This window comes from Geobacillus sp. JS12 (assembly GCF_001592395.1).
Classification (GTDB): Bacteria; Bacillota; Bacilli; order Bacillales; family Anoxybacillaceae; genus Geobacillus; species Geobacillus zalihae.
The window spans coordinates 767423-782100 of record NZ_CP014749.1; the positions used below are offsets into that span (position 1 = coordinate 767423).

A 14678-nucleotide genomic window follows, 5' to 3' on the forward strand; every position below is an offset into this window, starting at 1 on the left:
ATCGGGAAGCCTGCTTTTATTTTGTGCTGAGCTTTTTCGCTGCGTTCTCAAGCTTGCTTTTTGGATCCGGGGTGAACGTTCCGTCTTGGCCAAAGCCTTGCGGGTTGACGCCCGGCGCCTTCGTGCCGCGGTTTCGGCCGCCGTTTTTGGTCATTGCTCTCACCTCCGCTCTTTACGGATAGTATGGCCGCCCTTGGTCAAAATATAAGCAAAGGAGGAAAGCTTCACTGTTTTTCGCTAAGAGCAATCGTTGCGGCTACGATGGGATGTTCCGCTTTTCCCGCCACCGTCTGCCCCAGAGGCGCATGCTTGGCAGTTCGGCGAAAATCATGCCGGCCAAAATCGCAGCGCCGCCAAGCCAGGCCGATGGCGACAGCCGCTCTCCAGCCCAAAGGTAGGCGGTCAAAGCGGCGAACACGGGCTCCATGGCGAAAATCAGCGCGACATGGGCGGGAGTCGTATATTTTTGCACCGCCGTTTGGATGAGAAACGCCGCGGTCGTCGCCAACAACGATGTCACAGCGAGCGCCCCCCATACTTCCGGACGGCGGAGCACCGCCATATTCCACATTTGCGCGGCGTCTTCAAACCAAAAGGCAAAGAAGAAACAGAGGATGCCGACGGTAAAAATTTGCACCATGGTCAACAGCATCGTCGAATGCTGAGAGGAATAGCGGCCGGTGACGATAATGTGCATGGCAAAGGAAACAGCACAAAGAAAGACAAAGAAATCGCCCTGATTGAACGACAGCTCCGCTCCCCCTGTCAGCCAATACAGGCCGAACGCGGCAAGTGCCGCTCCAACGACCGCATTCACAGACGGTTTTTGCTTTAAAATCAAAAAGGAAAACAATGGAACGAGCACAACGCTCAGTCCGGTAATAAAGCCGGCTTTCGAGGAAGTGGTATACAACAGTCCGATCGTTTGGAATGCGTAGCCACAAAACAGCCATAGCCCCATCCACGCTCCAGCGCCGATGACTCGCCATGACAACTGGCCGAAGAGTGGGCGGGAAGCGGCAGCGATCCAGGTGAGAAGCAACAAGCCGGCCAAACTGAAGCGAACGGCGTTAAACGACAACGGCTCCAAAAACGAAATGGCATTTTGGACGACGACGAACGTCGCCCCCCAGACGAACGTCACCATGAGCAGACTCAGATCGGCTATGGTTTGACGCTTCAATTCGAATCCTCCCTCTTCATATGCTTGCGCCCCATCTCATTTTGGGTGCTAGCCGCTAGTGTACCACAAGTAGGCCGAAAAAGATAGATATTTTGGAAAAAAGATGGGCGCCTGCGGCAAAATGGTTGATACAAGAAGAATTTGCGCATAATATTAGGTAATGAACAAGGGCGCAAGTGTGGTAAAATAAAAACCAGCTCCGATCATCGCCACGCGGAAGGGTGACAATGCGTTGGACGTACAAATCCACTGGACGTATATCACGCCGAAAAAACAAGAGGCGTTTCTTGTCTCCGATTGGGTCGATGCCAAAAAGGCGCTCGCTTTGGCGGATGATTTTGAAAAAACCGGGCGGACGAAAACAGTGGAGTTCATCGATCGAAACGGCACGGTGTGGTCAAAAAAAGAGCTGCAAAAGCTGCTTGAGGAGATCGCCGGCGAGCCGCATGAGATCGTTGTGTATTTCGACGGCGGCTTTGACCATGAGACGTCCCAAGGCGGCGCCGGCGCGGTCGTATACTATAAGCAAAACGATCATCGCTACCGGTTGCGCGCCAACCGCCGGCTCGGCGAAATCAAATCCAATAACGAGGCAGAGTATGCGGCGTTTTGGTTTGTCATGCAGCTGCTCGAGGAACTTGGTGTTCATCATTTGCCGGTGACGTTCCGCGGCGACTCCCACGTCGTGTTAAAGCAGCTGTCCGGCGATTGGCCGTGTTTTGAGGACGATTTCAACATCTGGCTTGACCGCATTGAAGCGAAAATGCGCGAGCTTCACATCGAACCGGCGTACGAGCCGATTTCGCGCAAACAAAATAAAGAGGCGGATTCGCTCGCCCGCCAGGCGCTTGAAGGGCAGATCATCACAAGCCGAACGGAATTGACAGGGAAAGGGTAAGGTCGTATGGGAAAGAAGCGGAACCGACGCAAAGAAATATTGGACCAAATCGCTTGGCTGGAGGAAACGTACTGCGATGGCTGCTTTTTAAAAAGCACGTTCCGGAAAGAGTACGGCAAAACGTACGCCCAATCGTTTTGCATCCAGCAATGCACGGTCGGGGAACAAATGCGGCAGTACGGGGAGATGCTTCTATCAGCGCCGCCGCGTCCGCGTCGGTAATGAAGGAATTTTTTTCAAGAGGCGGTTGGTGCGGGCGATAGGAGCCCCAATCTGCGCTTTCGCGAGCCTGGGGCGGTGCCGGCTGCGACCAGGCAAGCTTTGGCGTTTGAACGGAGGAAGCGGATGCGCTGCGAAGGCCGGTGATTGACAGAACATACGTTTTAACATGGAGAAACCTCAAAAGCTGTTCTTCTTTTCGCTCCAAAAGGAAATCGCTGTTTGTCCTCCGCCTTAATAGATGCAATTTAAAATTTTCACATTTGTAGCTTTTACTGAGCATTGGATCGACTGTCGGGCGACCGAACAACGCCGCTTCCAGACCCATTATATGGGTCTGTGAAGCAGGCGGTTGTTCGGTCCTCCGTCACGCCAAGGCGTGACGGAGAAGCCTGTGGCTTTCCTCCGACAGTCGAAAAGGGGAAAACCGCTTTTCCGTTAAGGATATGTTAAACTTCTTCGTTGCATCTATATATATCGTTTTGCTGTTATTGCTGCGCCTCGCGAAGCTGATGTTCGGCGCGGGCCAATGTTTGTTCGCAACGGGCGAGAAAATCACCGTCGACGCCCGTTGCTTCTTGGCGGGCGCGCGCAAGTTGGTCGCGGGCGTTTTTCACCGCTTGTTCGGCGTGGCGAAACATCTCGGGGTCGAGCTGCATCGTCGCCTGGCCGACCATTTTCTCCGCCGTCTCGACGAACATTTCCACTTGCTTTAAGTCATTGTATCCCGTATGTATGTCGGCATCGCGTCTGGCCATATGAACACCTCCCTTTCTTTATTGTTTGCCGTTTGATGGAATCTATGCAAATCGCAATGAAAAAGGCACCCTGCTTAAACAGAGTGCCTCTCGTTCCGCTCCCGTTCTCTCGTCTATGTCAACGAAGTCTTATAATTTGACAACGTTCGCTGCTTGCGGTCCGCGGTTTCCTTGGACGATTTCAAACGAAACTTCTTGGCCTTCTTCTAACGTTTTGAACCCTTCACCTTGGATCGCCGTGAAGTGGACGAATACGTCGGAACCGCCTTCCACTTCGATGAAACCGTAACCTTTTTCGTTGTTAAACCATTTTACTTTACCACGTTGCATAATACTGAATTCCTCCTAATACCTTTAGCCTGTTCGGCTAACCTCAAGATTTTTATCAAATAACAAAATATACTTCACAGCCATCCAAGATGCGTCTTCATGTTGAATGCCTGAAATATATTCTGTTATGTGATGACTTCACTATACACTATTCGGAGCTGCCGCGTCAAGCAAAAGAAAGGAAATTTCCGAAAAAAAGTGTCCCCCGCTGAAAAAATGCTGTTCAGCAAAGGAAAACAGGCCGTCCGGGGAGAAAAAAGTCATGAGCGGGCAACAACGGCCATACATTGGAATAGGAACGACGAAAAGGGGAGAAGCGGATGTACCGCGGAAAAATCGCGGGAAAAGAAGTGATCGTTCGATTGGGAAACCGGGTCAGCCGCCGCTATTTCAGCGACAATAAAATTTACCACATGGTTCTTTCGTACGGAGAGTCGGCGTTTCGCAAAGGGCAGGATATGTTTTGCATCTATAATGACCGCGTCGGCTTGATTGTTGCGGAAGTCGAGCAACAGGACGTCCCGGTCATTCGGATCGATTACATTATCGAAAACGAAAATGTGTACGAATAACCAATTGACAGCGGAAGGCGAATGCGGTAATCTCAAATGTAAGCGGTAACAAAATAAGCCGCATTCGTCCCTGTTTCTCCCAGGGGCAGACGTGCCGCAAGAGCATCGTCTGTTTCTTTTTTGGCTCGCGTTGAAACAGGCGGCTTCGTTTTTTCGTATGATGATATGACAAGAGAGACAAAGAGGTGACTGCGGTGTTATTGCGCAAAATGATGTCCAGAGTCGGAGTCGGGTCGGCGCACGTCGACTTGATCTTAAATAAATCGTTATGGCGCCAGGGGGAAATGATTCAAGGGATCGTCCACATTTACGGCGGAACGGTGGAACAAATGATCGAGCGGCTCGATGTGGAGCTCGTGCAAAAAACGATCGAAAACGGCAAGGAACTGGATGACATTGTCGCCGTCATTCCGGCGGCCGGAACGTTTTCGATCAAGCCGGGCGAGAAAAAAGAGATCCCGTTTTCCTACACGATTCCGGAAACATTGCCGCCATCGCGCCCCGGCCGGTCGTACCGGTTCATCACCCGCCTTCATATCGAAGACGCGGTCGATACGCTCGACTTCGATTACGTGCAAATTTTGCCGAAAAAATAGGTTGACAGCGTTTTCAACAGGTGATATGCTAAAAGCAAGTTAATAACGTTGTGGTGGAGAAGCGGAGACCCACACATATTCCTCGTTGATGAGCGGGGAAGTGTGTGGGTTTTTGCTTTTTCACCCAACGGTTCACCCTCCGGAGGGGCTGGACAAACAGGAAATGGAAGAAGAAATCACGAAATAAGAAAAGGGGAAGAGAACAAATGTCGCCATTTTTAGGGGAGCTCATCGGCACAGCCTTGCTCATCATTTTCGGCGCGGGTGTGTGCGCCGGGGTCAACTTGAAAAAATCATACGCGGCCAACTCCGGCTGGATTGTCATTACGATGGGGTGGGGGTTGGCGGTGGCCGTGGCCGTATACGCTGTCGGCCGGTATAGTGGCGCCCATCTCAATCCAGCGCTGACAGTGGCATTGGCCATAAGCGGCGATTTTCCATGGAAAGATGTCCCTGGCTATGTGTTGGCACAAGTACTTGGCGCTATGGTTGGGGCTGCCGTCGTCTATCTCCACTATTGGCCGCATTGGAAGGAAACAGACGACCCGGGTGTCAAGCTTGGCGTGTTTGCGACGGGTCCGGCCGTGCCGAATACGGCTGCCAACTTGCTTAGCGAGATCATCGGAACGTTTGTGTTGGTTTTGGCCATCTTGGCCATTGGCGCCAACAAATTCGCTGATGGGCTCAATCCATTTATCGTTGGTTTTTTGATCGTGGCGATTGGACTGTCGCTTGGCGGTACGACGGGATACGCCATTAATCCCGCTCGAGACTTTGGGCCTCGGTTAGCTCACTTTTTGCTGCCCATCCCAGGGAAAGGATCATCAAACTGGTCGTACGCATGGGTGCCGATCGTCGGACCGCTGCTTGGCGGCGCGCTAGGAAGTTTGGTGTATAAAGCTGTTTTCTTGGGAAAACCGTCAGGCGCATTATGGGGAGTGCTGGCGGCAACGGCAGCCGTTTTGGCGGCGGCGAAGATGACAAACGGAAAGACAGTGAGCGCCGCAAGCCGCCGTTCTCTCTAGTTGGCGTACGGGGTTGCAAACAAATCAAGGAGAAGGGAGAAGAATGTCATGAATCAATACATGTTAGCCATCGACCAAGGCACAACGAGTTCGCGCGCGATTTTGTTCAATCAAAAGGGCGAAATCGTTCATATGGCGCAAAAAGAGTTTACGCAATATTTTCCGCAGCCCGGCTGGGTCGAGCATAACGCGAACGAAATTTGGGGCTCGGTGCTCGCCGTCATCGCGAGCGTTTTGTGTACGCCCGGCATGGGTGCGACGCTATAGGGTGAAAGTCCCGAACGGGGGCTGGCGAGCGCCTACCGTTAGCTGAAAGCAAGGGTGTCCACCGCGAGGTGGAATCTGAAGGAAGCTGGAAGCAAACACTCGACCTGAGGTACACGAACCCAATGGGAGGCCGTCACAGTCGGACGAGTCTGCACAACAAGACGAAGTCCTAAGCCGCCAAGGGCTGTGGAGGTAGATTGGGCAGGTACATGAGTGGAAAGTGTCCATCCTTATCCGGGGAGGCCTGTACGGAACGCCTTCTGACGATGGCAACCAGAGTCGAAAGGCTCTGCTGAACGTACAGGAGTCAGCAGAGGCCATAGTACTGGAGTAAGGGACGCCTGAAACAGGAAGGGCCGAACGTCAACTCAGGGATGAATCAGACTCTTTCGAGATGTTGCGTGTCGAAGCAGAATTCCTTTCGGAACTCATCTGAGGAAGCAAGGGTGAAGCCCAGAGGGCCTCAGGTCGAGGGCTGAGCGCAACCCGGCAAGACCTGAATCTCATCCCGCGGAAGGAGAAGATCACGATGGCTTTGTTGGAACGCATCTTAGCGAGAGACAACCTCATCACGGCGCTCAAACGGGTCGAAGCGAACCAAGGAGCACCGGGAATCGACGGAGTATCAACCGATCAACTCCGTGATTACATCCGCGCTCACTGGAGCACAATCCGCGCCCAACTCTTGGCGGGAACTTACCGGCCGGCGCCTGTCCGCAGGGTCGAAATCCCGAAACCGGGCGGCGGCACACGGCAGCTAGGCATTCCCACCGTGGTGGACCGGCTGATCCAACAAGCCATTCTTCAAGAACTCACACCCATTTTCGATCCAGACTTCTCCCCTTCCAGCTTCGGATTCCGTCCGGGCCGCAACGCCCACGATGCCGTGCGGCAAGCGCAAGGCTACATCCAGGAAGGGTATCGGTACGTGGTTGACATAGATCTAGAGAAGTTCTTTGACCGTGTCAATCATGACATCCTGATGAGCCGGGTAGCCCGAAAAGTCAAGGATAAACGTGTGCTGAAACTGATCCGTGCCTACCTGCAAGCCGGCGTTATGATCGAAGGGGTGAAGGTGCAGACCGAGGAGGGACGCCGCAAGGCGGCCCCCTCAGCCCCCTGCTGGCGAACATCCTTCTCGACGATTTAGACAAGGAATTGGAGAAGCGAGGATTGAAATTCTGCCGTTACGCAGATGACTGCAACATCTATGTGAAAAGTCTGAGGGCGGGACAACGGGTGAAACAAAGCATCCAATGGTTCTTGGAGAAAACGCTCAAACTCAAAGTAAACGAGGAGAAAAGTGCGGTGGACCGCCCGTGGAAACGGGCCTTTCTGGGGTTTAGCTTCACACCGGAACGAAAAGCGCGAATCCGGCTCGCCCCAAGGTCGATTCAACGTCTGAAACAGCGGATCCGACAGCTGACCAACCCAAACTGGAGCATATCGATGCCAGAACGAATTCATCGCGTCAATCAATACGTCATGGGGTGGATCGGGTATTTTCGGCTCGTCGAAACCCCGTCTGTCCTTCAGACCATCGAAGGATGGATTCGGAGGAGGCTTCGACTCTGTCAATGGCTTCAATGGAAACGGGTCAGAACCAGAATCCGTGAGTTAAGGGCGCTGGGGTTGAAGGAAACAGCGGTGATGGAGATCGCCAATACCCGAAAAGGAGCTTGGAGAACAACGAAAACGCCGCAACTCCACCAGGCCCTGGGCAAGACCTACTGGACCACTCAGGGGCTCAAGAGTTTGACGCAACGATATTTCGAACTCCGTCAAGGTTGACGAACCGCCTAGTGCGGACCCGCATGCTAGGTGGTGTGAGGGGACGGGGGTTAGCCGCCCCCTCCTACTCGATCCGAGGCGCAAGTGAAGCCGGAACAAGTGGCAGGGATCGGGATTACAAACCAGCGGGAAACGACGGTGGTGTGGGAGAAAGACACCGGCAACCCGATTTACAACGCCATCGTCTGGCAGTCGCGGCAGACGGCCGATATTTGCGATGAACTGAAGGCGAAAGGGTATGATCCGCTATTCCGCGAAAAAACCGGCTTGCTTATTGACGCCTATTTTTCCGGGACAAAAGTGAAATGGATTTTGGATCATGTCGACGGAGCGCGCGAACGGGCGGAGCGCGGCGAATTGCTTTTCGGCACGATCGATACGTGGCTCATTTGGAAGCTGTCCGGCGGCCGCGCCCATGTGACCGACTACTCGAACGCGTCGCGCACATTAATGTTCAACATTCATACGCTCGAGTGGGATGACGAGCTGCTTGATATCCTAGGCGTACCGAAGGCGATGCTTCCTGAGGTTCGGCCGTCGTCGGAAGTGTACGCGAAAACCGTCCCCTACCATTTCTTCGGCGTGGAGGTGCCGATCGCGGGAGCCGCGGGCGACCAGCAGGCAGCTTTGTTCGGCCAGGCGTGCTTTACGGAAGGGATGGCGAAAAATACGTACGGCACTGGCTGCTTTATGCTGATGAATACGGGGGAAAAAGCGGTGCAATCGAAACACGGGCTGCTCACAACGATCGCCTGGGGAATTGACGGAAAGGTCGAATACGCCCTTGAAGGCAGCATCTTCGTCGCCGGCTCTGCCATTCAATGGCTGCGCGACGGCTTGCGGATGATCAAAACGGCGGCGGACAGCGAAGCGTACGCCGAAAAAGTCGAGTCGACCGACGGGGTGTATGTCGTCCCAGCGTTCGTCGGCCTCGGCACCCCGTATTGGGACAGCGAGGTGCGAGGCGCGGTGTTTGGCCTCACGCGCGGCACGACGAAAGAGCATTTCATCCGGGCGACGTTGGAATCGCTCGCCTACCAGACAAAAGATGTGCTCGCCGCCATGGAAGCCGATTCCGGCATCTCGCTGACGACGCTGCGCGTTGACGGCGGGGCGGTGAAAAACAACTTCCTCATGCAGTTCCAGAGCGATTTGCTGGCCGTTCCGGTCGAACGGCCGGTCGTGAATGAAACGACGGCCTTGGGCGCGGCGTATTTGGCCGGATTGGCCGTCGGCTATTGGAACAGCCGGGACGACATCGCCACCCAATGGCAGCTGGATCGCCGCTTTGAACCGAAGATGGACGACGCCAAGCGGACCGCGCTCTATGAAGGATGGAAAAAAGCGGTGCAAGCGGCGCGGTCGTTTAAATGATGGAAAAACGCAGATGTCTCGTCATGGGCATCTGCGTTTTTGTATTTTGGTTTGCACGTTACGGGGCGGAGAAAAAGGAAACAGCATCGCCCTCCTCTGTTTGTCGAGTAAAGTCGATTTTTTTCGCCGCGCATTCAATAAAACAAAAAAAGCTGAGCGTTTGAAACACCAATATAGTCAAACAAATTTATGTTCTAAATAATCATATATGATAAGGATCAAATTACAAAAAATGTTGAAGCAAGTTGAATCATCTCATGCTTCCGGCTTTATCGGGCGCGCTCATCAACACGGTCGTCACCATTCAATATTTGCGAAGCGAAATCATTGATACGAAAGTGAAAGATTTCGTGAAAACAGCGCGCGCCAAGGGCGTTCCAGAACGCCAGATTTACTGGCGGCACATTTTGCGCAATTCGTTTTTGCCGATCGCAGCGTTTTTAGGCTATGAAATTACGGGTCTCATCGGCGGTTCCGTTTTTTTAGAGTCCATTTACAGTTATCCAGGGCTTGGACAACTGTTTTTGCAGTCGATTATGCAGCGCGACTACAGCGTCGTGACGGCGCTCGTGATGATTTCCGGGGTGGCGACGCTTGTGGGGACCTTGCTTTCTGACATTATTTTAAGTGCGGTCGACCCGCGCATTCGCATTGAGTAAGGGAGGGGCGTGGAGTATGAAAATCGAGGTGAACCGTCCTGTTCCAGCTGAAATAGCCGCTGAGAAAAGCCCTTCCGCTCTTTCGATTATGTGGCGGGAGCTCGTCCGCGATCGGCTTGCCCTTGTTTCGCTCATTATATTGTCCGTCATTTTGCTGATTGTTTACGGCGCTTCCATTTTTTTAGACCAAGAGGAAATTGTAAAGGTAGACTTTTTGGCCATTTATTCACCGCCATCGGCGGAACATTGGCTTGGCACCGATTATGGCGGCCGCGATGTGTTCGGCCAGCTCATCATTGGAGCGCGCAACTCCTTTACGATCGGCCTGGCGATTACGCTGATCACAGGCGCAATCGGTCTTGCGGTGGGGCTTGTGGCCGGCTATTTCGGCGGCTGGATCGACAACGTCATCATGCGCATCATCGATTTTATTCTCGTCTTGCCGTTTTTAATGCTGGTGATCGTCTTTGTAGCCATCGTCCCGAAATACAATGTGGCGACGTTCATTTTGATTATGAGCGCGTTTTTATGGACGGGCAAAGCCCGGCTCATTCGCGCCAAGACGCTTGCCGAGCGGGAATTGGACTATGTCAGCGCATCCAAGACGCTCGGGACGCCGGACTGGAAAATCATCTTGTTTCAAATTTTGCCGAACTTAAGCTCCATTATTATCGTCAATTTGACGTTGAACTTAGCCGGCAACATCGGCATTGAGTCAGGTCTTACATACTTGGGGTTCGGGCTGCCGGAAAGCACGCCAAGCCTTGGGACGCTGGTCAGTTATGCGACCAATCCCGATGTGCTGCAAAACAAATGGTGGGTATGGCTGCCTGCATCATTGCTCATTTTGGTGATGATGCTGTGCATAAATTTCATCGGCCAAGCGTTGAAACGCGCGGCTGATGCAAGACAACGATTAGGATAAAGGGGGAGAAAAACAGTGAAGCGAAAGTGGATGGCGGCGCTCGCCGCGCTCCTGCTCGTGCTGGCTGGGTGCACGGGCAAGTCGGAAACGACCGGCGGAAACAGCAATAAGGAAAAACCAGCGGCGCAAAAAGAAGACATCAGCAAATTCCCGATGACGGTGAAAAACGACGGGAAAATCATCGACGGCGGTGTGTTAAAATACGGCCTTGTGTCCGACACGCCGTTTGAAGGGACGCTCAGCTACGCATTCTACACAGGAGCGCCAGACGCCGAAATTTTGCAGTTTTTTGATGAGTCACTGTTCCGTACGAACGGCGACTACGAAATTACAAACGATGGCGCCGCAACGTATGAACTGTCCGACGACAAAAAGACGATGACGATTCGCATCAAGGACAACGTCAACTGGCATGACGGCCAGCCAGTGACGGCCGAAGACTTGGAGTACGCATACTTGGTTATCGGGAATAAGGATTACACAGGCGTCCGCTACGGTGATGCGCTCATCCAAGACATCGTAGGGATGGATGAGTACCATAGCGGCAAAGCCGATAAGATTGCTGGCATTAAAGTGATCGACAAAAAGACGTTGACGATCACATGGAAGCATGCAAATCCGTCTGTGTTAACCGGCATTTGGGCGTACCCGCTGCCGAAGCATTATTTGAAAGACGTGCCGATCAAACAGTTGGCGCAGTCGGATAAAATTCGGAAAAATCCAATCGGGTTCGGGCCGTTTAAAGTGAAGAAAATCGTTCCGGGCGAATCGGTCGAATTCGTCCGCAACGACGATTATTGGGCGGGCAAACCGAACTTGGACGGCGTCATTTTGAAAGTCGTCAGCCCGCAAGTGGTGTTGCAAGCGTTGAAAAAAGGGGACATCGATGTCGCCGAATTTCCAACCGACCAATACGTGAATGCAAAAGGAACGAAAAACCTGCAATTCATCGGCAGGATCGACTTGGCCTACAACTATATCGGCTTTAAACTCGGCCATTGGGATGCGAAAAAGCAAGAAAATGTGATGGACAATCCGAAATTCCAGAACAAAAAGCTGCGCCAAGCCATGGCGTACGCCATCAACAACCAAGAAGTGGCCGATCGCTTGTACCACGGCTTGCGCTTCCCGGCGACCACGCTGATCCCGCCGTCGTTCCCGGGATACCATGACAGCTCGATCAAAGGGTACACGTATAATCCGGAAAAAGCAAAACAGCTGCTTGATGAGGCCGGCTATAAAGATGTGGACGGCGACGGCTTGCGCGAAGATCCGAACGGCAAAAAGTTTACGATCAACTTTTTGGCGATGAGCGGCGGCGATATTGCCGAGCCGTTGGCGAAGTTTTACATGCAATGCTGGAAAGACGTTGGCTTGGATGTCCAATTGGTGGACGGCCGTCTGGCGGAGTTCAACTCGTTCTATGACATGGTTGAAAAAGATGACCCGAAAGTGGACGTTTACGCTGCCGCTTGGGCAACGGGAACGGACGTCGACCCGTATGGTCTGTACGGCCGCAACGTCATGTTCAACTACTCGCGTTGGGTGAACGAGAAAAATGATGAGCTGCTGGAAAAAGGCCATTCCGAGCAGGCGTTTGACAAGGAGTATCGCCGGAAAATTTACAGTGAGTGGCAAAAGCTGATGAACGAAGAAGTGCCGGTCATCCCGACATTGTATCGTTCGGCCATCTACGCAGTCAACAACCGCGTCGCCAACTTTACGGTTGACCCGAGCTCGAAGCTGACGTGGAAAGATGTCGGCGTCACGGCCGAGCAGCCGGAAGTGGCGGAATAAACAAAAAGCGATTGCCGCTATGGATTTGATATGGTAACATAAAAGACAAATGATCATACGTCTTATCAAGAGTGGGCGAGAGAACGGGCTTGATGACCCCACAGCAACCTGCCGCCGGCAAGGTGCTAACACCCGCAAAGCGGTCTCGCTTTGGATGATAAGAACGGCTGCCCCCTTTCGCATCATTCCGAGGCGAAAGGGGTTTTTGTCGATAGGGGTGAAGGGGAAATAGTGAAGAGGGACATGTCGATCCGAGCTTGCATGGCCGCTCATCTTCCTGTTGCAGCGTTCGCCGTTCATGTCATGCGCTGCGTGCAGGCGGAGCTGATTCGGTTTGACCCTGAAGCGGCGGTTTATGTCGACCGCGGGGGCGGATATACCCACTTGTATGGGAAAGCGCAAGGGACAACCTTTTCAGTGTTGTTGACCGACAGCGAGGCGGACGAATGGAAGGCGGACGGACCGTACGCCCTTGATCGCTACATATGGACAGAGCTTGGAAAAAAAGGGTTTTTCCAATGCGGATGACGCCGTATTTACAAGCTGTATGGTTAATGGAGTCATAGAAAGGAAGAGGACGAATGGCAGTCAAAAAATTTGAGCATGTCGGCATTCAAGTGAAAGACATCGAGACATCGAAAGCGTTTTATCAAAACGTCGTCGGCCTGGAGCTGCTCGACGAAATGATTCATACGAACGGAACGATGAAATTGGCGTTTTTAGGGATTGACGGCTCGATCGTCGTCGAGCTGATCGAAGGATACAACCCGGATTTGCCGACGGAAGGAAAAGTGCACCACGTGGCGTTTACGATCGAAGGCATCGAGCAGGAAAAAGAACGGCTTCAGTCGCTCGGCGTCCCGCTAGTGTGGGATGAAATTACAACGCTCCCAAACGGGGCGAAATACTTATTTTTCCTTGGTCCGGACGGCGAATGGATCGAGTTTTACGAGCCGGCGCAATGAACGAAGGGGAAGGTGGCCATACCGATGGCCGCCTTTTGCCGTGCAAGAAGGAAAATAGGGAGTGCACCGCGTATAGGTAAAGGGGAGAGGAGGAGAACAGATGGAGCCGCAAGTCATTCGCGCCATTCAAGACGACTACCCGGATGAATTCGCCTGGTGCTACGGCTGCGGACGGTTGAATGAGCAAGGCCATCATTTCCGCACCGGCTGGGACGGAGACAAAACGGTGACCGTCTATACGCCGCGCCCGGAACATACGGCGATCCCCGGGTTTGTGTACGGCGGGCTGATCGCCTCGCTCATCGACTGCCATGGCACCGGGTCGGCGGCGCTCGCCTTGCATCGGAAAAACGGCCATGAGCCGGGAAGCGGGGAAACGCCGCCGCGCTTTGTCACCGCGTCGCTTCATGTCGACTTTGTCAAGCCGACGCCGCATGGCGTGCCGCTTGTCGCCGTCGGAACGGTGACGGAGATTCACCCGAAAAAATGGCAAGTGGACACCGAGGTGTTCGCCAACGGCGAACTGTGCGCCCGCGGTCAAGTCGTCGCGGTCGTCATGCCGAAAACGTTTGTCCAGGGATGACAAGCAAACGAAAAGCGCCGGAGGGCGGCTGTTTTTGACAGCGCTTTCTCCGGCGCTTCGCTCGTTGTGCTCGATCCCGCTTGGGAAAAAGCGGACATCTTCACAAGTGACATGTTCATCCTTGGATGGCGGGGCGAAACAGGTTGCCGATCGAACGCTTCTAGGCATGGCTGCTGCCAACAGCCCGATTCAGTTGGACCGGTTTGGCGTCTGCCTCGGCGCCAGCGTTGCACTTCCCTTCCATAAACGAAAGCGCTTTTTTAAGGTTTATCCATAATCAGCACCGAGGAGGTCGCGCTCGCCACTTCTTTGCCGTTTTGCCGGACGACGGCGGTTACATAGGCGACGGTTTTTCCGAACCTTTCCACCCGCGCTTCCACTTCAGCTTCCCCTGCCGCCGCGGGGCGGTGAAACGTCGTCTGCAAGTTGATGGACGCGTGCAGCTGGTCATCGCGAAGCAAGGTGGTCACCGCATACGCCATGAGAATATCCGCCGCCGCTCCGACGAACCCGCCCATGATCACCCCGTTGCCGTTGAGGAGCGATTCATGGATCGTCCATACCCCTTTCGCATAGCCGTCCCGGGCTTCCGCCAGGCGGACGCCGAGCGTCTCATCGCACGGCGGCGGCGCGCTTTTTCCGGCAATGACGTCATGCAAGTTGGTGATTGGCTTCATCTCGAACATCCTTTCTGTCATCCATTGCGTTTCCATGAAAATGGGGTCATTTTCATGCC

Annotated in this window: 15 protein-coding genes, 5 pseudogenes and 1 riboswitch; of the genes and pseudogenes, 15 read left to right on the forward strand and 5 right to left on the reverse strand. The window is 53.5% G+C overall.

Features of this window, described 5'->3' with window-relative positions; genetic code table 11:
• Window positions 1–16 precede the first annotated feature (16 nt).
• Together sspL and A0V43_RS03880 are read right to left on the reverse strand one after the other, a co-directional pair.
• Complete coding sequence (gene sspL / locus A0V43_RS03875) at window positions 17–154, reverse strand: small, acid-soluble spore protein L (RefSeq protein WP_063192415.1); 138 nt, start codon at window positions 152–154, stop codon at window positions 17–19.
• Between the two features lie 102 nt (window positions 155–256).
• A complete protein-coding gene (locus tag A0V43_RS03880; protein WP_015374481.1) occupies window positions 257–1183 on the reverse strand; it encodes a DMT family transporter in 927 nt (308 codons plus the stop codon).
• 232 nt (window positions 1184–1415) lie between these two features.
• Between A0V43_RS03880 and A0V43_RS03885 the strand changes: the two genes are divergently transcribed.
• Together A0V43_RS03885 and A0V43_RS03890 are read left to right on the forward strand one after the other, a co-directional pair.
• Complete coding sequence (locus tag A0V43_RS03885; protein WP_015374482.1) at window positions 1416–2081, forward strand: ribonuclease H family protein; 666 nt, start codon at window positions 1416–1418, stop codon at window positions 2079–2081.
• Between the two features lie 6 nt (window positions 2082–2087).
• Window positions 2088–2303 carry a zinc-finger domain-containing protein gene (locus A0V43_RS03890; RefSeq protein ID WP_013145666.1) on the forward strand — a complete coding sequence of 72 codons (216 nt, stop codon included), beginning with the start codon at window positions 2088–2090 and terminating at the stop codon, window positions 2301–2303.
• 485 nt (window positions 2304–2788) lie between these two features.
• Here the strand turns inward: A0V43_RS03890 and A0V43_RS03895 are convergent, their stop codons facing one another.
• Together A0V43_RS03895 and cspD are read right to left on the reverse strand one after the other, a co-directional pair.
• On the reverse strand, window positions 2789–3058 hold the full coding sequence (locus A0V43_RS03895; protein WP_063192416.1) for a DUF2564 family protein: 270 nt from the start codon (window positions 3056–3058) through the stop codon (window positions 2789–2791).
• A 129-nt stretch (window positions 3059–3187) separates the two neighbouring features.
• Window positions 3188–3388 (reverse strand): cold-shock protein CspD, encoded by a 201-nt coding sequence (gene cspD, locus A0V43_RS03900; protein ID WP_003251474.1) that lies wholly within the window; start codon window positions 3386–3388, stop codon window positions 3188–3190.
• A 320-nt stretch (window positions 3389–3708) separates the two neighbouring features.
• On the opposite strand from cspD, the gene A0V43_RS03905 reads away from it, so the two are divergent.
• The 13 genes and pseudogenes from A0V43_RS03905 to A0V43_RS03965 all read left to right on the forward strand — a co-directional run bounded on the left by A0V43_RS03905 (window position 3709) and on the right by A0V43_RS03965 (window position 14219).
• The gene (locus A0V43_RS03905; protein ID WP_013145664.1) at window positions 3709–3960 is read left to right on the forward strand and encodes a hypothetical protein; all 252 of its coding nucleotides are present in this window, start codon (window positions 3709–3711) and stop codon (window positions 3958–3960) included.
• Window positions 3961–4154: 194 nt separating this feature from the next.
• Window positions 4155–4556, forward strand: coding sequence for a sporulation protein (locus A0V43_RS03910; RefSeq protein WP_063192417.1), 402 nt, complete (start codon window positions 4155–4157; stop codon window positions 4554–4556).
• Window positions 4557–4762: 206 nt separating this feature from the next.
• Complete coding sequence (locus A0V43_RS03915; RefSeq protein ID WP_063192418.1) at window positions 4763–5581, forward strand: MIP/aquaporin family protein; 819 nt, start codon at window positions 4763–4765, stop codon at window positions 5579–5581.
• A 48-nt stretch (window positions 5582–5629) separates the two neighbouring features.
• Window positions 5630–5842: pseudogene (locus tag A0V43_RS03920) on the forward strand (FGGY family carbohydrate kinase); the annotation flags it as partial.
• Window positions 5843–6377: 535 nt separating this feature from the next.
• A pseudogene (ltrA, locus tag A0V43_RS03925) lies at window positions 6378–7639 on the forward strand (group II intron reverse transcriptase/maturase).
• 72 nt (window positions 7640–7711) lie between these two features.
• Window positions 7712–9013: pseudogene (gene glpK / locus A0V43_RS03930) on the forward strand (glycerol kinase GlpK); the annotation flags it as partial.
• A gap of 239 nt (window positions 9014–9252) precedes the next feature.
• A pseudogene (locus tag A0V43_RS03935) lies at window positions 9253–9672 on the forward strand (ABC transporter permease); the annotation flags it as partial.
• 16 nt (window positions 9673–9688) lie between these two features.
• On the forward strand, window positions 9689–10597 hold the full coding sequence (locus A0V43_RS03940; protein WP_063192420.1) for an ABC transporter permease: 909 nt from the start codon (window positions 9689–9691) through the stop codon (window positions 10595–10597).
• Window positions 10598–10612: 15 nt separating this feature from the next.
• Window positions 10613–12394, forward strand: a complete 1782-nt coding sequence (opp4A, locus tag A0V43_RS03945) for an oligopeptide ABC transporter substrate-binding protein (protein ID WP_063192421.1) — start codon at window positions 10613–10615, stop codon at window positions 12392–12394.
• 59 nt (window positions 12395–12453) lie between these two features.
• Window positions 12454–12558: riboswitch (SAM riboswitch) on the forward strand.
• Window positions 12559–12637: 79 nt separating this feature from the next.
• Window positions 12638–12960, forward strand: a pseudogene (locus tag A0V43_RS03950) (hypothetical protein).
• Window positions 12961–12975: 15 nt separating this feature from the next.
• A complete protein-coding gene (locus A0V43_RS03955; protein WP_063192422.1) occupies window positions 12976–13359 on the forward strand; it encodes a VOC family protein in 384 nt (127 codons plus the stop codon).
• A gap of 100 nt (window positions 13360–13459) precedes the next feature.
• On the forward strand, window positions 13460–13942 hold the full coding sequence (locus A0V43_RS03960; RefSeq protein ID WP_015374490.1) for a PaaI family thioesterase: 483 nt from the start codon (window positions 13460–13462) through the stop codon (window positions 13940–13942).
• A gap of 34 nt (window positions 13943–13976) precedes the next feature.
• Window positions 13977–14219 (forward strand): hypothetical protein, encoded by a 243-nt coding sequence (locus A0V43_RS03965; protein WP_128577966.1) that lies wholly within the window; start codon window positions 13977–13979, stop codon window positions 14217–14219.
• Here A0V43_RS03965 and A0V43_RS03970 read toward each other — a convergent pair.
• The gene (locus A0V43_RS03970; protein WP_063193799.1) at window positions 14203–14619 is read right to left on the reverse strand and encodes a PaaI family thioesterase; all 417 of its coding nucleotides are present in this window, start codon (window positions 14617–14619) and stop codon (window positions 14203–14205) included. The two genes, A0V43_RS03965 and A0V43_RS03970, sit on opposite strands and share 17 nt — an antisense overlap.
• Window positions 14620–14678: the final 59 nt, after the last annotated feature.